The sequence below is a fragment of the Pseudomonas panipatensis genome, assembly GCF_900099785.1.
GTDB classification, from domain to species: Bacteria; Pseudomonadota; Gammaproteobacteria; order Pseudomonadales; family Pseudomonadaceae; genus Pseudomonas; species Pseudomonas panipatensis.
The window spans coordinates 46,599-64,188 of record NZ_FNDS01000003.1 but is presented as its reverse complement, the minus strand read 5'-3'; the positions used below and the strand labels follow the sequence as shown (position 1 = coordinate 64,188).

The 17,590-nt window shown below is 67.8% G+C and carries 17 protein-coding genes; 5 read left to right on the top strand and 12 right to left on the bottom strand.

The annotated features are described in order from the left end of the window. Positions 1–67: 67 nt before the first annotated feature. Genes BLQ74_RS08165 through BLQ74_RS08155 form a run of 3 tightly spaced genes read right to left on the bottom strand, consistent with a single transcriptional unit; the run spans position 68 to position 3,229 of the window. Positions 68–829 (bottom strand): SDR family oxidoreductase, encoded by a 762-nt coding sequence (locus BLQ74_RS08165; RefSeq protein ID WP_090262062.1) that lies wholly within the window; start codon positions 827–829, stop codon positions 68–70. Beyond that, on the bottom strand, positions 829–1,770 hold the full coding sequence (locus BLQ74_RS08160) for an alpha/beta hydrolase (protein WP_090262061.1): 942 nt from the start codon (positions 1,768–1,770) through the stop codon (positions 829–831). Before BLQ74_RS08160 ends, BLQ74_RS08165 begins: the two co-directional genes overlap by 1 nt. Next, positions 1,754–3,229: a flavin-containing monooxygenase gene (locus BLQ74_RS08155; protein ID WP_090262060.1), complete on the bottom strand. Its 1,476-nt coding sequence runs from the start codon at positions 3,227–3,229 to the stop codon at positions 1,754–1,756. Before BLQ74_RS08155 ends, BLQ74_RS08160 begins: the two co-directional genes overlap by 17 nt. 165 nt (positions 3,230–3,394) lie before the next feature. Here BLQ74_RS08155 and BLQ74_RS08150 point away from each other — a divergent pair, with 165 nt between their 5' ends. Beyond that, positions 3,395–4,438 carry an AraC family transcriptional regulator gene (locus BLQ74_RS08150; protein ID WP_090262059.1) on the top strand — a complete coding sequence of 348 codons (1,044 nt, stop codon included), beginning with the start codon at positions 3,395–3,397 and terminating at the stop codon, positions 4,436–4,438. A 15-nt stretch (positions 4,439–4,453) separates the two neighbouring features. Here BLQ74_RS08150 and BLQ74_RS08145 read toward each other — a convergent pair whose 3' ends face one another. From BLQ74_RS08145 to speE, 3 genes are all read right to left on the bottom strand, one after another. Then, on the bottom strand, positions 4,454–5,239 hold the full coding sequence (locus BLQ74_RS08145) for a sulfite exporter TauE/SafE family protein (protein WP_090262058.1): 786 nt from the start codon (positions 5,237–5,239) through the stop codon (positions 4,454–4,456). Between the two features lie 223 nt (positions 5,240–5,462). After that, a complete protein-coding gene (locus tag BLQ74_RS08140; RefSeq protein WP_090262057.1) occupies positions 5,463–7,544 on the bottom strand; it encodes an LTA synthase family protein in 2,082 nt (693 codons plus the stop codon). Between the two features lie 278 nt (positions 7,545–7,822). After that, the gene (gene speE, locus BLQ74_RS08135; protein ID WP_090262056.1) at positions 7,823–8,683 is read right to left on the bottom strand and encodes a polyamine aminopropyltransferase; all 861 of its coding nucleotides are present in this window, start codon (positions 8,681–8,683) and stop codon (positions 7,823–7,825) included. A 156-nt stretch (positions 8,684–8,839) separates the two neighbouring features. On the opposite strand from speE, the gene BLQ74_RS08130 reads away from it, so the two are divergent. Continuing rightward, complete coding sequence (locus BLQ74_RS08130; protein WP_090262055.1) at positions 8,840–9,751, top strand: DNA-3-methyladenine glycosylase family protein; 912 nt, start codon at positions 8,840–8,842, stop codon at positions 9,749–9,751. Between the two features lie 2 nt (positions 9,752–9,753). Continuing rightward, positions 9,754–10,257: a methylated-DNA--[protein]-cysteine S-methyltransferase gene (locus BLQ74_RS08125; RefSeq protein WP_090262054.1), complete on the top strand. Its 504-nt coding sequence runs from the start codon at positions 9,754–9,756 to the stop codon at positions 10,255–10,257. 9 nt (positions 10,258–10,266) lie between these two features. Here BLQ74_RS08125 and mtnC read toward each other — a convergent pair whose 3' ends face one another. The 5 genes from mtnC to aroC all read right to left on the bottom strand — a co-directional run bounded on the left by mtnC (position 10,267) and on the right by aroC (position 14,605). Then, the gene (gene mtnC / locus BLQ74_RS08120; RefSeq protein ID WP_090262053.1) at positions 10,267–10,950 is read right to left on the bottom strand and encodes an acireductone synthase; all 684 of its coding nucleotides are present in this window, start codon (positions 10,948–10,950) and stop codon (positions 10,267–10,269) included. 39 nt (positions 10,951–10,989) lie between these two features. Next, positions 10,990–11,535: a 1,2-dihydroxy-3-keto-5-methylthiopentene dioxygenase gene (locus BLQ74_RS08115; protein ID WP_090262052.1), complete on the bottom strand. Its 546-nt coding sequence runs from the start codon at positions 11,533–11,535 to the stop codon at positions 10,990–10,992. A gap of 32 nt (positions 11,536–11,567) precedes the next feature. Then, a complete protein-coding gene (locus BLQ74_RS08110) occupies positions 11,568–12,194 on the bottom strand; it encodes a methylthioribulose 1-phosphate dehydratase (protein WP_090262051.1) in 627 nt (208 codons plus the stop codon). Then, a complete protein-coding gene (locus tag BLQ74_RS08105; RefSeq protein ID WP_090262050.1) occupies positions 12,191–13,342 on the bottom strand; it encodes an MFS transporter in 1,152 nt (383 codons plus the stop codon). Before BLQ74_RS08105 ends, BLQ74_RS08110 begins: the two co-directional genes overlap by 4 nt. Before the next feature lie 171 nt (positions 13,343–13,513). Beyond that, positions 13,514–14,605, bottom strand: a complete 1,092-nt coding sequence (aroC, locus tag BLQ74_RS08100; RefSeq protein ID WP_090262422.1) for a chorismate synthase — start codon at positions 14,603–14,605, stop codon at positions 13,514–13,516. 123 nt (positions 14,606–14,728) lie between these two features. Between aroC and BLQ74_RS08095 the strand changes: the two genes are divergently transcribed. Further along, a complete protein-coding gene (locus BLQ74_RS08095; RefSeq protein ID WP_090262049.1) occupies positions 14,729–15,706 on the top strand; it encodes an alpha/beta hydrolase in 978 nt (325 codons plus the stop codon). Positions 15,707–15,840: 134 nt separating this feature from the next. Continuing rightward, entirely contained in the window at positions 15,841–16,635 is a 795-nt protein-coding gene (locus BLQ74_RS08090) for a hypothetical protein (RefSeq protein ID WP_090262421.1), read from the top strand. 19 nt (positions 16,636–16,654) lie between these two features. Here the strand turns inward: BLQ74_RS08090 and prmB are convergent, their stop codons facing one another. Next, complete coding sequence (prmB, locus tag BLQ74_RS08085; RefSeq protein WP_090262048.1) at positions 16,655–17,566, bottom strand: 50S ribosomal protein L3 N(5)-glutamine methyltransferase; 912 nt, start codon at positions 17,564–17,566, stop codon at positions 16,655–16,657. Between the last annotated feature and the right edge of the window lie 24 nt (positions 17,567–17,590).

Sequence of the window (17,590 nt, the reverse complement as noted above, 5' to 3'; positions counted from 1 at the left end):
CAGCGCGCGGCGGCTGGGCAGCCCGGCCGCCGCGCCCACGCCCGCAGGGCGATCATCGGCACGGCGCTCAGTCGCGACTGAGCCAGGCCATCACCCAACGGTTCAGCGCCGGCGGCGACAATTGCCCGGACCAGTACATGGCGCGAAACAACGCGCCGATCGGGCGGTGTACCTTGCCGCTTCGCGCCTGGCGCCAGGCCGCCGCGGCGATGTCCTCGGCCGTCAGGGTCACGCCGAGCCGGCGCAGCACCGGCGGCTCGACCGTCTGGCTGGTGACCATCGGCGTGCGCACGAAGGGCGGCATCAGGTCGGCGACGCGGATGCCATGGCGACGCCACTCCAGCTCCAGCGCCTCGGTCAGCCCGCGCACGGCGAACTTGGAGGCGGAGTAGCTGGCCATCTCCGGCACCCCATACAGCCCCGAGGCCGAGCCCATGTTCAGCACTTGCGCGCCCGGCGTGGCCTTCAGGTACGGGAAGGCCGCGTGACAGCAATTCAGCAGGCCCTGGACGTTGATCGCCAGCAAGCGCCCATGCTCCTCCACGGCGATCTCCTCGAAACGGCCGAAACGCAGCACGCCCGCACAGTTGAAGAGCAGGCGCAGGCGGCCGTCGCCGGCACCGACGAAATCCGCCAGCGCCGCGCGCACCGCCGCGCCATCGGTGACATCGAGGACCCGCCGCCAGGCGCCGCCGAGCCCCTCGGAGAGGCGTTCGAGGGCGTCGCCGTTCATATCCAGCAGGCCGACCCGCCAGCCCCGCGCATGGAACAGCCGGGCGCTGGCCGCGCCGATGCCGGAGGCCGCTCCGCTGATCAGGATACTGTCCATCAGCGCCCTCCTCCCTGCACGCAGGCGAGAAACCCCGCCACCTCGGCCAGCGCGCGGTCGGCGACCTGCAAGACCCCGGCGTGGGCCTGGAACACATGCCAGCAGTCGCGGTAGCGCTGCAACTCGACGACCACGCCCTGTTCCCGCGCCTTCGCCGCCAGGCGCAGGCTGTCGTTGCGCAACACCTCGTCCTCGCCGACCTGGATCAACAGCGGCGGCAGGCCGCTCAGGTCGGCGAACAACGGTGAGAGCTGAGGCGAGTCGTGCGCCAGCCCCGGCGGACAGAACAGCGCCACGGCGCTTTCCACCCAGGCACGGCTGATCAGGGGATCGCCGGCCGGCGGCTGGTGCCAGTGCGCGCAGGTGAAATCGGTACAGGGCGAGAACACCACCAGGGCGCCGGGCAAGGGTTGGCCCCGGGCCTTCAGCGCCAGGGCCAGTTGCAAGGCCAGGTGGCCACCGGCGGAGTCGCCGGCGACGGCGATGTCCGCCGCCGGCACGCCGCGCGCGAGCAACGCCTGGTAGACCGCCAGGGCGTCTTCCAGCGGCGCCGGATAGCGATACTCGGGAGCCAGCCGGTAATCCACCGCGCAGACCTCGGCGGCGGCCAGGCGGGCCAGGTTGGCGGTGATCGCCCGGTGCGTCGCCGGCGACCCCAGCAGATAGGCGCCGCCGTGCAGGTAGAGAATCACCCGCCCCTGCGCACGGGGCGGGCGCTGCCACTCGCAGGGCACGCCGGCCACCGGCTCGTGACTGCGTCGGACGCCGCGCGGGCTCCGGGTGGCCAGGGTCAGTCCGCGCAGGATCAGGCGCTGCGCGGCAACCGGCAACGGCGGGCGGATCAGGCCACGGAACAGCAGGCGCAAGGTTCCCCGCAGCAGGGTACTGAGCAGGCGCTGGCCAGCGCTGGTCGGCGGCAGGATTTCAACGGGCGCATTCATAGTCGGCGAACTCCGGGTGGCGGGTCTGCTGGCGATAGACGAAGGTGAAGCCCGGCCAGTTGTTGGTATTGCGCCCTTCGGCGGTCTTGTACCAACTGTCGCAACCACGCTCCCACACGGTGTGTTGCAGGGCGTGCTGGAGCTTCTGGTTATAGGCACGCTGCACCTCCGGCTTCACGTCCAGATAGCGCAGGCCGTGCTCGCGCAAGCGCTGCAGGCAGGCCAGCACGTAGGGGTACTGGCTCTCCAGCATGTAGACGATGGAGCTGTGCCCGAGGTTGGTGTTCGGCCCGTAGAGGATGAACAAATTGGGGAAGCCGCTCACGCTGATACCCTTGTAGGCCTCCGCGCCTTGCGCCCAGGCCTGCTCCAGCCAGCGCCCGGCCAAGCCCTGGATGCGCAGGGGAGCGAGGAATTCGGTGGCGGCGAAGCCGGTGCCAAAAATGATCGCGTCCACCGCATGGCGCTGCCCGTCGCGGGTGACGATGGCGTCTTCGCTCACCTCGCGGATGCCCTCGTCGATCAGCCGCACGTTGTCCCGCGCCAGCGCCGGGTAATAGTCGTTACTGATGAGGATGCGCTTGCAGCCCAGCGGATAGTCCGGGGTCAGGCGCTGGCGCAGTTGCGGGTCGCCGATGCTGCGGCGCAGGTGCCGGCGGAAACCGCGCTGCATGAAGGTCATCAGCACCGGGAAGGTGGCGAAGGCCAGCACCCGCGACTCGTGCTGGAGGTACTTGAGCCCGCGATCCAGGCGCTGCAGCCATGGCAAATGCGCTTTCAGGCGGCGCTCCCAGGCCGCGTAGGCGCGATCCGGCTTGCCGATCACATAGGCGGCGCTGCGCTGGAACAGCAGTAGCTGCTCGACTTGCGGGGCGATCTGCGGGACGAACTGGATGGCGCTGGCGCCGGTGCCGATCACCGCCACCCGCTTGCCGCGCAGGTCCACGCGCCTGTCCCAGTGCGCCGAGTGGAAGGCCGCGCCGCGAAACCCGTCGAGCCCGGGAATCCGCGGGTACAGCGGCCGGCTCAGTTGGCCGGTGGCGCAGACCAGGGCGCGCGTCCGCAGCACCTCGCCGTCGGCGCATTGCACCAGCCACTCGCCCTCGGCCTCGACGAAGCGCGCGTCCACCGCCTCGCAGGCGAAGCGGATGCGCTGGCGCAGGCCGTACTTGTCCGCGCAGTGGCGCAGGTAATCGAGGATTTCCGCCTGCGGGGCGAACTTGCGGGTCCAATCGGCCTTGGGTTCGAAGGAAAACGAATACAGGTGCGAAGGCACATCGCAGGCGGCGCCGGGGTAGCTGTTCTCGCGCCAGACACCGCCGACGTCGGCGGCCTTCTCAAGGATCAGGTAGTCGTGAACGCCCGCCTGCTGCAAGCGGATGGCCAGGCCGATGCCAGCGAAACCGGCACCTATGATCAGCACGCGCAGGGGCGACGGATCACGGGAAGTATTGTGCATTGTTGTGCTCCCGATATGACTGAAGCGAAGCACCCGCACGCGCCTCGCCGATCCGCCTGTCTAGCGGATGAGCATAGGCTAGTGCTCCGCCAGGTGCCGGGTTATGGCATAGTCGGACAGAAAATTGTGATTTTCGGTCAAGACAGCCTGAGAGCACTCGCCAGCATGTCCACCTCGCCCCCCTGGCCTCCCCGCCGTAGCGGCATCAGCGTGCAACTGCTCAGCCAGTTCGGCCTGGACCACGGCCTGACGCTGGAAGACTGCCTGCACGGCAGCGACCTGGATATCGGCGTGCTCGCCGACCCTGGCCGCGAGATCGACGCCAGCCAGGAGCTGCGCGTGATCCGCAATCTGGTCCGGCACCTCGGCGAGGAACCCGGCATCGGCCTGCGCGCGGGCCTGCGCTATCACCTCAACGCGTACGGCATCTGGGGCTTCGCCCTGCTCAGCAGCCCGACCTTTCTCAGCGCCGCGCAGATCGGCCTGCGCTACCTGGGCCTGACCTACGCCTTCCACGGCATGCGCCTGGAGGAGCACGCCGACGAAGCCCATCTGATCCTCGACCAGACCGCCGTGCCCGAGGACCTCGCAGCCTTCATCGTCGAGCGCGACTTCGGCGGCGTGCTGCGCATCCAGCGCGACCTGACCAACCAGCGCCCGCCCATCCGCCATGCCAGCTTCCGCCGGCCGGCGCCCGCCGATACCAGCCTGTACCGCACGGAACTGGGCGTGCTGCCTCTGTTCGGCCAAGCGGAGAACCGCATCGTTTTCGACCGGCGCCTGCTCGAACAGCCGCTGCCCGGCGCCAACACGCAGGTCGCCGGCCATTGCGAGGAACAGTGCAAGGCCTTGCTGGCCCGCCGCCAAGCCCGCGCCGGTCTGGCCGGGCGCATCCGCGACCGTCTGCTACGCACGCCCGGCCGCTTGCCGGACATGGAGCAGGTGGCCGGCGAACTGCACATGACCTCGCGCACCCTGCGCCGGCGCCTGGACGAGGAAGGCAGCCACTACCGGGCCCTGCTCGACGAAGTCCGCCAGGCGTTGGCCGAGGAATTACTGGCGACCGGTGCGCTGCGCCTGGAGGAAATCGCCGAGCGCCTGGGCTATGGCGAAGTGTCGAACTTCATCCATGCCTTCAAGCGCTGGAAGGGAGTGACGCCGAAGCGCTTCCGCGAGAGTCGCGAAGCGCTCGCCAGGCACGCCGACTGAGGCCGGCGCGGAGGCTCAGAAGACCAGCTTGTAGCCGATCGAGAAGAGCATCAGCGCCAGGCAGGGGCGCAGGATGCCGTCGGGAATCCGCCCGGACAGATGGCTGCCGACATAGATGCCCGGCAGCGAGCCCATCAGCAGGTAACCGAGCAGGTGCCAGTCCATGTTGCCCATGCTGGCGTGGCCGAGGCCGGCGACCAGGGTCAGGGGCACCGCGTGGGCGATCTCGGTGCCGACCAGGCGGCGCGTGGCGAGGAACGGATAGAGCACGAACAGCGCCACGGTGCCCAGTGCGCCGGCACCGATGGAGGTCAGCGCGACCATGGTGCCGAGCATCACGCCGGTGAGAACGGTCAGCACGTTCAGGCTGGTGCCACTGAGGTGGTAATGGTCACCGGCATGCTTGTGGGCGAACGCCATCAGCTTCTGCTTGAACAGGATGGCCAGGGCAGTGAGCAACAGCACGAACCCCAGCGAGTGCTTGATCACGGCGTTGATCGCTTGCGGGTCGGAGTCCAGGTTCTTCAGGAACCACAGCGTCAGCGCCGCGGCCGGCACGCTGCCGAGGGTCAGCCAGCCGGTGATGGTCCAGTCGACATTGCGGTTCTTGGTGTGGACCAGCACGCCGCCGGACTTGGTGATGGCCGCATACAGCAGGTCGGTGCCCACCGCCGCCGCAGGGTTGATGCCGAACCACAGGAGAATCGGGGTCATCAGCGAGCCGCCGCCAACGCCGGTCATTCCGACGATGAAGCCGACGACCAAGCCTGCAATGACAAAACCCAACATGCCGAAATCCATCATCACATCCTGAACGCCACGCGCGGCGGGAAAAACCGGCGGGCAGCATAGCGACTTTTCTTATAACTGCTTATACCAATATCGTCTTAAATTATAACCAGCGCACAGCCTGGGCGGCGCGGCAGTCCATCACGTCGCCCTGCGACCCGAGGACGCAGGACCGGGCATCTTGTCCGGGGCAATGAAAAGGGGCCCGCAGGCCCCTTTCGCTCAGCCTAGCCGATCACTTCTTCGGCTTGGCGGGCATCGCGTCCACCACGCCGCCGGTGTTGTCCAGCAGGCTCTTGGTGGCAACCTGGATGAACGATTCCAGGCGCTTGCGCAGTTCGGCTTCGTCCGGCGCATTCTGCACGCGGTCGGCGCGCGGGTTGGCGCCCACCTGGTAGTCGTAGACGCGGATGTCGCCTTCCTTCGGTTTGATCAGGATGCGGTTGCCGGACAGCATCGCCACCACCTGCTCGTTACCGGACGGCTTGATCATGCCGAAGCCCTTGTCGCCGGCCGGCAGGTTCAGCAGATCGCGGCCCCAGCACTGCTGGCGCACTTCGCCGCCCACGCGCCCCATGATGGTCGGGACGATGTCGATCTGGGTGCCGACGGTGTCGCGGGTGGCGCCGAACTTCTCCTGGATGCCCGGACCGATCATCAGCAGCGGCACGTTGAAGCGGAACAGGTCCATTTCGGTGAGCTGCTCCGGCGAGCCGAAGCCGTGGTCGCCGACCACCACGAAGAGGGTGTCCTTGTAGTACGGCGACTTCTTCGCCTTCTCGAAGAACTGCCCCAGCGCCCAGTCGGAATAGCGCATCGCCGTCAGGTGGTCGTCCAGCGAGCCGTGACCGGTCACGGGCTCCACCGGCAGCTCCTTGGGCAGCGCATAGGGCACGTGGTTGGACAGACTTTGCAGCAGCGCATAGAAGGGCTTGCCGGTGGCCGCCAGCTTGTCCAGTTCCTCGTTGCCACGGGCGAACATGTCCTGGTCGGACACCCCCCAGGTCGGGTCGGAGAACACCGGATTGACGAAGTCATTGCGGCCGATGAAGGTGGTCATGCCCTGGTTGGCGAAGAAGCCCGACTGGTTGTCCCAGGCGAAATCACCGTTATAGACGTACACATCGTCATAGCTGCGGGCGCTGAGCAACTGCGGCAGGCCGGAGAATTTGTGCGCGCCTTCCGGGGTCTGCATCAGGTACTCGAAGCCCGGCAGGTTCGGGAAGCAGGCCATGGTGGCGAACATGCCCTGGTGGGTATGGGTGCCGTTGGAGAAGAACTGGGTGAACAGCAGGCCTTCCTTGGACAACTTGTCGAAGTACGGCGTGATGTTGCCCGAGGCGCCCAGCGCACCGACGTAGTGGCCGGCGAAGCTCTCCAGGAGGATCACCACCACGTTCTTCACCGGCAGGTTGCCGCTGGCCGGCGGGGTGTAGTCGCGACGCACGGCGGCGGAGTCGCTGTCGACCAGTTTCTCGTCGGGCAGCAGCAGCATGCTGCGCACGGTTTCGCGCGCCTGCGCGTCCGGCAGGGTGGACTTCCAGATATTGTCGCGGTCTTCGCCCATGCGGCTCTCGAAGGCCTTGAGCAGCGTCAGCGAGCCGTTCAGGCCCAACTGGTTGGCGAACATCGAGTCAGTGGTGAAGGCATCGCCCCAGCGCAGCGGCGGGCCCTGGCGCAGGGTGCCGCGGGAGGCCAGCACGCAGAGCGCGACGACCAGCAGCATGACCGGCACGCGCAGGTACCAGGGTGCGATGTTCGGGCCGATGGCGCTCGGCCGGGTGGCGCGGTCCAGGCCGCGGAAGAGGACCAGCAGCAGCCAGGTGGCGAAGGCCCAGGCCAGCAGATAGCGAACCACCGGATAGCCGTACCAGAGCATGCTGACGACGGTCTTCGGGTCTTCCGACATGTACTGGAAGACCAGGCTGTTCAGGCGCTGGTGGAACTCGCGGTAGAAGTCCAGTTCGAGCACGCCGAGGAACAGCGTGAGGCTGGCGAAGGCGGTCAGCCAGATGCGCCAGAACAGGCGCCAGCGCATCAATGGCGCGCTGAGCAGGGCGAACACCATGGGCGCGATGGCATAGACCACCGCGCGGATATCGAAGCGCAGGCCGGTGACGAAGGCTTCGACGAAGGTGCTCGCCGGGGTGGCGCCGATCAGCTCGCGGTTATAGATGAACAGCGCCAGGCGCAGCAGGGAGAACATCAGCATCAGCGCCAGGGTGCTGAGCAGGATGAACGCCAGGTGGCTGGACACCGTCGGCCGCACCAGATTGGCGGCGCGCTGGCGGTAATTGAGAACTTCCGATTGGCCCATGGTCAGGTTCCAAGTCTTTGAACATTCAGATTCGAGCAGGCCTCCCCGCGCAGTGGCTGGGGAGGCGAAGACCGCGGCACGTGCCGGCGGTGACCAGGCTGACGCGACGGGCGCAGCTTGCGGCGGCGCATTCTAACCGGCCGGAGATAAGCACACCCTCGGTCTACCGCTGGCAATCGTTTCCGAATGCTGCGGCACGGTTGAAGCGCGGAATTATGCCCGAGCTGGAAATAAAAATGTCATCACCCCCGACCGCTGGGCCGTGGGGCGCTCCGCGATCAGTCGTTGGCCGGTTTGCCGATGGCCTGCAGCACGTACTGCGGCAGGGCGAAGGCGCCCTGGTGGATTTCCGGGTTGTAGTAGCGGGTGGCGATGCCGCTGGCGACGAAACGCTGGCGCAGCGTCTGCAGGGATACCTGGCGCAGCGCCGGATCGCTGGCGCCCCAGGCGAAGGTCATGGCGCCGCCGATGTAGGTCGGCACCGCCGCCTGGTAGAAGTGCCAGTCGGCGAACAGGCCGTTCATCCGCCCGGCGGTGTTGCGCACCGTTTCCAATTGCATGAAGGGCGTGCCGTTCTGCGTCACCAGCACGCCACCCGGGTTCAGGCAACGGTGGCAGGCCTGGTAGAAGTTCTCCGAGAACAGCACCTCGCCCGGGCCGATGGGGTCGGTGGAGTCGGAGATGATCACGTCGAACCGGGCCTCGGTGGTGGCGACGAAGCGCATGCCGTCGTCGATCACCAGGTTCAGGCGCGGGTCGGCGAAGGCGCCGTTCGAGTGCCGGGGCAGGAACTCCTTGCACATCTCGACCACGGTGCCGTCGATCTCGACCATGGTGATGTGCTCGACGCCGGCATGCTTGCTCACTTCGCGCAGCATGCCTCCGTCGCCGCCGCCGATGATCAGCACGCGCTTGGCCGCGCCGTGGGCGAGGATCGGCACATGGGTGAGCATCTCGTGATAGATGAACTCGTCGGCCTCGGTGGTCTGGATCACGCCGTCCAGGGCCATGACCCGGCCCATGCGGGCGTTCTCGAAGATCACCAGGTGCTGGTGTTCGGTACGCACCTCGTGCAGCAGCTTGTCGACGCTGAAACGCTGGCCGTAGCCGTCGTAGAGAGTTTCCAGATATTCGCGCATGGGGCGGGCTCCCGAAGAAAACGGTGGTAGAAGCGGGCCGCTGGCCGGCCATGAAAGGCGCGCATTCTACTGCGCGGGGGATGGCAGGTCGAACGCGGCATTTTGAAAGTCAGCAGCGGGACGACAGCCCGGCGGCAAGGGCGTATCGTCCGCCCCATGAGCGCGATCACCTCCCCCACCCGCCTGCTCCTCCCCTACCAGCCCCCGTGGGACTGGCGGCAGTTCCACGGGCACTTCGCCCTGCGCTGCCTGCCCGGCGTCGAATGCCTGGGCGAGCAGGTCTACCGGCGCAGCGTGCGCCTCGGCGAAGCCTCCGGCTGGATCGACGTTCGCCCGCAGACCGACCGGCCGGCCTTGCGCCTGGAGCTGCACCTCGCGACGGACGCCGCGCCGCACGCGCCAGCGCTGGTACAGCGGGTGCGGCGGATGTTCGACCTCGACGCCGAGCCAGGGGCCATCGCCGCGCACCTGGGCGCCGATCCGCTCTTGCGCCCCTTGCTGGATGCCTGGCCCGGCCTGCGCCTGCCCACCGCCTTCGATCCGTTCGAGCAGGCGGTCCGCGCCATCGTCGGCCAGCAGGTCACGGTCAAGGCCGCGGTGACCATCACCCGGCGCCTGGTGGAGCGTTTCGGCGAGCCCCTTGGCAATGCCGTGGCGGACGGTCCGCAACGGCTCTTCCCCAGTCCGCGCGCCCTGGCCGAGGCCGACCTGGAAGGCATCGGCATGCCCGGCAAGCGCGTCGCCACCCTGCAACGCTTCGCCGCGGCGGTGGCCGCAGGTGAATTGGCGCTGCACGTGGAAGATGGCGCACAGGCACTGGTCGCGCGGCTCTGCGCATTGCCCGGCATCGGCCCCTGGACCGCGGAATACGTGGCCCTGCGCGCCTTCGGTGAGGCCGATGCCTTCCCCAGCGCCGACCTCGGCCTGCTCAAGTCGCCGGTGTGGGGCGCGGCCGGCATCAGCGCCCGCGAACTGCAGCGCCGCGCCCAGGCCTGGAGCCCCTGGCGCGCCTATGCCGCGGTCTATCTCTGGCAAGCCTATTCGCTCGGCAACCGCCTCGGAGGATGAACATGTACTACCGCTACCACGACAGTCCGCTCGGACGCCTGCTGCTGGCCGGCGACGAGCAGGGCCTGCACCTGTTGCACATGGACCCCGCCGATCCTGGGCAACTGGCGCCCGGCTGGCACCAGGCCGCCGGCCAGCTCGACGAGGCCGTGCGCCAGTTGGATGCGTATTTCGCCGGCCGCCGGCAACGCTTCGACCTGCGCCTGGCGCCGCAGGGCACCGCGTTCCAGCGCGAGGTCTGGGCGGCCCTGCTGGAGATTCCCTACGGTCGCACCACCTGCTATGCCGAACTGGCCCAGCGCATCGGCCGGCCCAAGGCCATGCGCGCAGTGGGCGCGGCCAATGGCGCCAATCCCATCGCGGTGATCATCCCCTGCCACCGGGTGATCGGCCGCGACGGCAGCCTCACCGGCTATGCCGGCGGGCTGGCGCGCAAGGAGCTGCTGCTGCGTCTGGAAGGCGCCCTGCTCGGCGAGAGCGGCGAGCTGGACCTGGCGCCACGCTAGAAGCGCGCTTCAGGCACGCGGCGGGTCGATCAGGGCGAAGCTGGCGACCGTCTCATGGCCCTCCAGCACCCCGCCTTCGCGGGCCAGGCCGATGGTCTGCAGGCCCGCCTCACGGGCAGCGTCCAGTTCCTGGACCACGTCGGAGAGGAACAGGATTCGTTGCGCCGGCAGGCCGATGGCCTCGGCGATACGCGCATAGGACGCCGCCTCGCGCTTGGCACCGCTGGTGGTGTCGAAGTAACCGGAAAACAATGGCGTCAGGTCTCCGGCCTCGGAGCAGCCGAAGATCAGCTTCTGCGCCTGGATCGAGCCGGAGGAATAGACGTAGAGGTCGAAGCCCTCGGCCTTCCAGCGGCGCAAGGCGTCCACCGCATCCGGGTAGACATGGCCCTTGAGCTGCCCGGCGCGATAGCCCTGCTCCCAGACCATGCCCTGCAGCGCCTTCAGCGGCGTGGCCTTGCGGTCCTCGGCGAGCCACTGCAGGAGGATGGCGATGCAGCGCTCGACATCGGCCTGCGCCTCGCCGCTCTCGCTGCGTACCGCGTCCAGTTGCCCGGCCACCGCCGCCTCACCGGCGTGCTCACGGACGAAATCCGGCAAGTGCGCGGCGGCATAGGGGAAGAGCACATCGAAGACGAAGCTGACCGCGCTGGTGGTGCCTTCGATGTCGGTGAGGATGGCGTTGATTGGCATGCAAACTCCAAGGACTCGAACGTAGGAACGCCGCTGCGTTCAGTCTTCCAGCAGGGGGAACTGCTTGGCGATGTCGTCGCCGGTGAAGCTGGCGACCCACCCCTCGGGGTTGTTGAACAGGCGGATGGCGATGAAGTGCGGGCGCTCGCCCATGTCGAACCAGTGGCGGGTGCCGGCCGGCACCGAAATCAGGTCGTTCTTCTCGCAGAGCACGGCGTAGACATGGTCTTCGATGTGCAGGGTGAACAGCCCGCGGCCGGCGACGAAGAAGCGCACTTCGTCCTCGCCATGGCGGTGCTCGTCGAGGAACTTGGCGCGCAGTTCGTCCTTTTGCGGATGCTCGGCGGTCAGGCTGACCACATCGACGGTGACATAGCCCTGCTCGTCCTTCAGGCGCTGGATCTGCTCGGCGTAGGCGGCGATCACCTCGTCCTGGCTGGCGCCGGGAGCGATGGGCGCATTGGCTTGCCAGCGCTCGAAGCGCACACCGAGCGCGCCGAGGGTGGCGCTGATGTCTTCGGCGTGGGTGAGCAGCTTCAGCGGCTGCTCAGGGGCGGATTCGTGGTAGACGGTCAGGCTGCTCATGGTCGGTTCCTGTGGATTGCTGCCGGATTCGCTCAGCGCGTGCCGCCGCGAAGGCTCATTTCTTTCAGTTCGCATTCGAAGATGAATTCGAAGGCTTCCACTTGGCGCAAGGCATCGTCCATGCGCGGCCCCCAAGTGTACAGGCCGTGCCCGCGGATCAGGTAGCCAGGGCAGTCCGGATGGGCGTCCAGCCAGGGTTGGACCTGGCTCGCCAGGCGGGCGATGTCCTGGTCGTTGTCGAAGATCGGCACCGTGACCCGGCCCTCGTGGGTGGAGACACCGGCGAAAGCCTTCTGCAGCTCGTAGTCCTGCAGCTCCAGGCGGTCGCCGGGGGTCAGCCGCGAGAGCACGGTGGCGTTCACCGAGTGGGTGTGCAGCACCGCGCCGATCTCCGCGCGCCAGGCATAAAGCTGGGTGTGCAGCAGGGTCTCGGCGGAGGGTTTCTTGCCGGGCTCCAGGCTGTTGCCGGCCAGATCGGTCGCCAACACATCGTCGACCCCGAGTTGCCCCTTGTGCTTGCCGGAAACGGTGAGCAAGGCACGGTCGGCGGCCAGGCGCGCCGAGTAGTTGCTGCTGGTGGCCGGGGACCAGCCGCGGCCGTACAGGAAACGCCCGGCCTCGATGATCTGCCGGGTCAGGTGTTCACGTATGTCGCTCATGCCCGCTCCTCTTTCAGACGGGTAAGGATGATAACGGCTGCGCCAAGCGCCGCCAGGCTGGCGATGGCGAACGTCCAGGCCGGGCCCAGGCTCGACCAGCTATAGCCGGAGTACAGCGCGCCCAGCGCACCGCCGCTGCCGGCCAGGGCAGCGTAGAGCGCCTGCCCCTGGCCCTGCTGGCGCGCCTGGAAGCTGCGCTGGACGAAATGAATGGCCGCCGCGTGGAAGCTGCCGAAGGTGGCGGCGTGCAGCAACTGGGCGAACAGCAGCACGCCGAGGTGCCCGGCGAGGTTGCCGAGCAGCAGCCAGCGCAGCGCCGCCAGCAGGAAACTCGCCGCCAGCACCTGGCGCAGGCTGAAGCGCCCGAGCAGGCGCGGCATGACCAGGAACAGCAGGACCTCGGCGACCACCCCCAGCGCCCATAGCTGGCCGATCAGCCCTCGGCTGTAGCCGAGCGTCTCCAGGTGCAGGGTGATGAAGGTGTAGTAAGGCCCGTGGGACAACTGCATCAAGCACACGCAGACATAGAAGGCGATGACGCCGGGGCGACGCAACTGGGCGAGAAAACCGCCGGCCGGCGCCTCCGCGTGATGCCAGGCCGGCTGGGCGTTGGGCACCCACCAACTGGCGCCGATGATGCCCAGCATGATCGCCAGCAACGCCCAGGGATAACTGTCCAGGCTGGCCCAGTCGAACAACCGACCGAGGCCGACCACGGTGCAGATGAAGCCGATCGAGCCCCACAGGCGGATGCGGCTGTAGCTGGCCGTGCGCTCGCCGAGGTGAGCCAGGGTGATGACCTCGAATTGCGGCAGCACCGCGTGCCAGAAGAAGGCATGCCCGGCCATCACGAGGGCCAGCCAGGCGTAGCTGTGACCGAGGAAGATGCCGGCGAAGCTCAGCGCCGTGCACAGCGCGCCGAAGCGCACGATCTGCAGGCGTTTGCCGCTGCGGTCGCCGAGCCAGCCCCAGAGGTTCGGCGCCACGCAGCGCATCAGCATGGGAATCGCCACCAGCTCGCCGATGCGCGCGCTGGAAAAGCCCAGGTGATGGAAATACAGGGCGAGGAAAGGCGCTGTCCCGCCGAGCAGGCAGAAATAGAAGAAGTAGAAGCTGGACAGGCGCCAGTAGGGAACCGCTACAGACATGGGCTGGAATCGACACTGACGTAGGGTGGGTTAGCGATGCGGAGAAGCCCGTGCATGCTGCCGGCGCCACTGCGCCGCGTCACCCACCTGCGGCGCCAGCGGCGGGTGGGCTGGGCGCGCCCGCCGCCGTGCATGGCCTGGGCTGGTACCCGCCCAGGCCAGCCTGGGGGATCAAAGCTGCGGCAGCACCGGGGTATCAACGCGCACGTCGGCGTTCTGTGCGCGCTGGCGCAGCAGGTGGTCCATCAGCACCAGGGCCATCATCGCCTCGGCGATGGGGGTGGCGCGGATGCCCACGCAGGGGTCGTGGCGGCCCTTGGTGACGACATCCACCGGGTTGCCGTGGACATCGATCGAACGGCCCGGCGTGGTGATGCTGGAAGTCGGCTTCAGCGCCAGGTGGGCGACGATCGGCTGGCCGCTGGAAATGCCACCGAGGATGCCGCCGGCGTTGTTCGACAGGAAACCCTGCGGGGTCAGTTCATCACGGTGCTCGGTGCCGCGCTGGGCGATGCTGGCGAAGCCGGCGCCGATTTCCACGCCCTTGACCGCGTTGATGCTCATCAGCGCATGGGCCAGTTCGGCGTCCAGGCGGTCGAAGATCGGCTCGCCGAGGCCCGGCGGCACGCCATCGGCGACCACGGTGATCTTGGCGCCGACCGAATCCTGGTCGCGGCGCAGTTGGTCCATGTAGGCCTCCAGCTCCGCCACCTTGTCCGGATCGGGGCTGAAGAAGGCGTTCTGCTCGACGCTGTCCCAGCTCTTGAAGGGAATCTCGATCGGGCCGAGCTGACTCATGTAGCCGCGCACCTGAATGCCCAGGGTGGCCAGGTATTTCTTGGCGATGGCGCCAGCGGCGACGCGCATGGCGGTCTCGCGCGCCGAGGAGCGGCCGCCGCCACGGTAATCGCGCACACCATACTTGTGGTGGTAGCTGTAGTCGGCGTGGGCGGGGCGGAACAGGTCCTTGATCGCCGAGTAGTCCTTGGACTTCTGGTCGGTGTTGCGGATCAGCAGGCCGATGGGCGTGCCGGTGGTCTTGCCCTCGAAGACGCCGGAGAGGATTTCCACCTCGTCGGCTTCCTGGCGCTGGGTGGTGTGCCGGCTGGTGCCGGGCTTGCGCCGGTCGAGGTCGCGCTGCAGGTCGTCCTGGGAAAGCTCCAGCCCGGGCGGGCAACCGTCGACGATGGCGACCAGCGCCGGACCATGGCTTTCGCCGGCGGTAGTGACGGTGAACAGCTTGCCGTAAGTGTTGCCGGACATGCGAGGCTCCGCGGAAAACAGGGTGATCGGGAAGGCCGAGCAGTATACCTGCGACGCTTCGCCCTGCGAACCTTCGCCGGCGATCACCGTCAAAGCGCTATCATGCCGTCCATGAAGTCCCCCATGCTGCGCCTCACCGCTCTCCTCCTCTGCCTGTTCGCCAGCCTGGCGCAGGCCGTCCCGACCTCGATCCTGCAACGTCCCTACGACCTCGACACCGGCAGCGGCGTGCTGCGTGGCACCCTGCTGCTGCCGCAGACGCCGACCCCGCCGCCAGTGGCGCTGCTGATCGCCGGGTCCGGTCCCACCGACCGCGACGGCAACAACCCCGAAGGCGGCAACAACGGCTATCTGCGGCGCCTGGCCGAAGCCCTGGCCGCCGAGGGCATCGCCAGCGTGCGCTACGACAAGCGCGGAATCGCCCGCAGCCAGCCGGCGGCGCCCCATGAAGAGCAGCTCAGCGTCGAGGGCTATGCCGCCGACGTAGTGGCCTGGAGCGACGCCTTGGCCAGCGACCCGCGCTTCGGCCGGCAGATTCTCATCGGTCACAGCGAAGGCGCCCTGATCGCCAGCCTCGCCGCGCCCAGGAGCCGCGCCGCGGCCCTGGTGGTGATCTCCGGCAGCGCCCGGCCGATCGACGCCGTGCTGCACGAGCAACTGCAGGCGCGGCTGCCCGCGCCGCTGCTGCGCCAGGCCGAGCGGATCATGCTGAGCCTGCGCGCCGGGCATGCGCAGCCACAGGTGCCGAGCGCCCTGCAGGTGCTGTTCCGGCCCAGCGTGCAGCCCTACCTGATCTCGCTGTTCCGCCACCACCCGGCGGAAGCCTTCGCCAAGGTCCGCCAACCGGCGCTGATCCTCCAGGGCACCAGCGACATCCAGGTCAGCGTTGCCGATGCCGAAGCGCTGAAACGCGCCAAGCCGGATGCCGAGCTGCATCTGATCGCCGGGATGAACCACATCCTGCGCATCGTCCCGGCCAACGCCGCGCAGCAACTGGCGTCCTACAACAATCCGAACCTGCCGCTGGCCAGCGAGTTGGTGCAACGGATTGTCGCCTTCATCCAGAGAAACGCATCACCGTCCGGCAACCAGCCGGCCTGAGTCGTAGCGAATCACTCAAGAATTCCACCACCGCGTCGATAATCGCCCTGTAATGTATGAAGGATGTTACTGACATCCAGTCCTACAAACGGAATGCCATGCCTGGCCGCCAGCGCCAGGTCGAAGGACAGCCGATGACCGACGCCAACCTCCACAGCGACGCCAGCGCAGCGCCCGCTGAAGCCGAAGCCACGAGCCACACGCATCCCTGGGCCGACCTGGCGCCGGAAAGCTACCGCCTGCTGCGCCTGGCGCCGCTGCCCACCGACCGCAGCAGCGGCGCGCGGCCATTGCGCTTCGTCCAGTTGGGCCGGGTCGAGCGCCACGCCCCTGAACAGAGCCTGCTGCGCCTGAGCATCCAGCTCCCCGGGCAGGCGCTGCGCAAGGAGCAGAACCTGCTGGAAGTCTGGGCCGACCACCGCAACAAGGAAGTCCGTTTCGGCGCCGACAGCGGCTTTTCCATCGAGCCGCTGAACCGTGGCCTGGGCCGCTTCCTGCTCGCCCAGGGCATCGCCTGGGCACGCAAGCAATGGGCGCATTACAAGGTCGAAGGCGGCGTGCTGGGCGCCAAGGAAGCCGCCAACGAAGACATCCGCCTGCGCCGCGACCACGTCTTGCGCGCCCAGGGTTTCGATGTCGATTACGAAGACTCGCGCCTGCTCAAGGCGCGCTACTCGGCCGGACGCGTCAGCGAGCTGTACGACGACTGGCACAAAGAGAAGGTGCAGCTAGTGCCGCTGCTGGATGCCGCCGCCATGCTGGAACAGGCCGAGCAGAACCTAGCCGAGCAGGAAAACCAGATTCGCCGCCTGGAACAACGCCTCGAATCCTTCCGCCGCGACGACAACAGCCTGCGCTTCATCATCGCCTGCCTGACGGTGTTCGCCGTGTTCCAGGCAGGCTTGCTGATCTGGATGGCGACTCACTGAGCCGCCGGCGGCGCCCCGCTCATTTCACCCGGGCGCGGAACAACGCCTGGTGCTCCCGGCACTGCGCCGCGGAAAGCAGGAACACCCCGTGCCCGCCGTGCGCGAACTCCAGCCAGGTGAAATCGACTTCCGGGTACAGCGCCTCGACATGCACCTGGCTGTTGCCGACCTCGACGATCAGGCTGCCCTTCTCGCTCAGATGATCGGCGGCCTCGGCCAGCATGCGCCGTACCAGGTCCAGACCGTCGTCGCCACAGGCCAGGCCCAGTTCCGGCTCATGCTGGTACTCCGCCGGCATCTCGGCGAAGTCCTCGGCATCGACATAGGGCGGATTGGAGACGATCAGGTCGAAACGCTGTCCCGGCAGGCCGGCGAAGCCATCGCCCTGCACGGTGTAGACGCGCTCGCCCAACTCGTGGCGCTCGATGTTGATGTTGGCGACTTCCAGGGCATCGAAGGAGAGATCGCCGAGCACCACTTCCGCCCGCGGGAAGGCGTGGGCACAGGCGATGCCGATGCAGCCGGAGCCGGTGCACAGGTCAAGGATGCGCGTCGGTTCGATGGCCAGCCAGGGCTCGAACTGGCGCTCGATCAGTTCGGCGATGGGCGAACGCGGAATCAGCACGCGCCGGTCGACCACGAAGGGCATGCCGCAGAACCAGGCCTCGCCGAGCAGGTAGGCGGTAGGCACGCGTTCCTCGATGCGCTGGCGCAGGAGTTCGCGCAGTTGCTCGCGCTCATCGTCCTCGAGGCGGCAATCGAGGTAGGCGTCAGCGATTTCCCAGGGCAGGTTGAGGGCGCCGAGCACCAATTGGCGCGCATCGTCCCAGGCGTTATCGGTGCCATGGCCGAAGAACAGGCCTTCGGCGTGGAAACGACTGACAGCCCAGCGGATGTGGTCACGCAGGGTCAGCAAACGGGATTCGGTCACGACGCAGTCCTCGCAGCTCGCAAA

Excerpts from the sequence above, each read along its gene's own strand:
- BLQ74_RS08165 (WP_090262062.1), bottom strand. The coding sequence starts at position 829 with ATGGACAGTATCCTGATCAGCGGAGCGGCCTCCGGCATCGGCGCGGCC.
- BLQ74_RS08160 (WP_090262061.1), bottom strand. The coding sequence starts at position 1,770 with ATGAATGCGCCCGTTGAAATCCTGCCGCCGACCAGCGCTGGCCAGCGC.
- BLQ74_RS08155 (WP_090262060.1), bottom strand. The coding sequence starts at position 3,229 with ATGCACAATACTTCCCGTGATCCGTCGCCCCTGCGCGTGCTGATCATA.
- BLQ74_RS08150 (WP_090262059.1), top strand. The coding sequence starts at position 3,395 with ATGTCCACCTCGCCCCCCTGGCCTCCCCGCCGTAGCGGCATCAGCGTG.
- BLQ74_RS08145 (WP_090262058.1), bottom strand. The coding sequence starts at position 5,239 with ATGGATTTCGGCATGTTGGGTTTTGTCATTGCAGGCTTGGTCGTCGGC.
- BLQ74_RS08140 (WP_090262057.1), bottom strand. The coding sequence starts at position 7,544 with ATGGGCCAATCGGAAGTTCTCAATTACCGCCAGCGCGCCGCCAATCTG.
- speE (WP_090262056.1), bottom strand. The coding sequence starts at position 8,683 with ATGCGCGAATATCTGGAAACTCTCTACGACGGCTACGGCCAGCGTTTC.
- BLQ74_RS08130 (WP_090262055.1), top strand. The coding sequence starts at position 8,840 with ATGAGCGCGATCACCTCCCCCACCCGCCTGCTCCTCCCCTACCAGCCC.
- BLQ74_RS08125 (WP_090262054.1), top strand. The coding sequence starts at position 9,754 with ATGTACTACCGCTACCACGACAGTCCGCTCGGACGCCTGCTGCTGGCC.
- mtnC (WP_090262053.1), bottom strand. The coding sequence starts at position 10,950 with ATGCCAATCAACGCCATCCTCACCGACATCGAAGGCACCACCAGCGCG.
- BLQ74_RS08115 (WP_090262052.1), bottom strand. The coding sequence starts at position 11,535 with ATGAGCAGCCTGACCGTCTACCACGAATCCGCCCCTGAGCAGCCGCTG.
- BLQ74_RS08110 (WP_090262051.1), bottom strand. The coding sequence starts at position 12,194 with ATGAGCGACATACGTGAACACCTGACCCGGCAGATCATCGAGGCCGGG.
- BLQ74_RS08105 (WP_090262050.1), bottom strand. The coding sequence starts at position 13,342 with ATGTCTGTAGCGGTTCCCTACTGGCGCCTGTCCAGCTTCTACTTCTTC.
- aroC (WP_090262422.1), bottom strand. The coding sequence starts at position 14,605 with ATGTCCGGCAACACTTACGGCAAGCTGTTCACCGTCACTACCGCCGGC.
- BLQ74_RS08095 (WP_090262049.1), top strand. The coding sequence starts at position 14,729 with ATGCTGCGCCTCACCGCTCTCCTCCTCTGCCTGTTCGCCAGCCTGGCG.
- BLQ74_RS08090 (WP_090262421.1), top strand. The coding sequence starts at position 15,841 with ATGACCGACGCCAACCTCCACAGCGACGCCAGCGCAGCGCCCGCTGAA.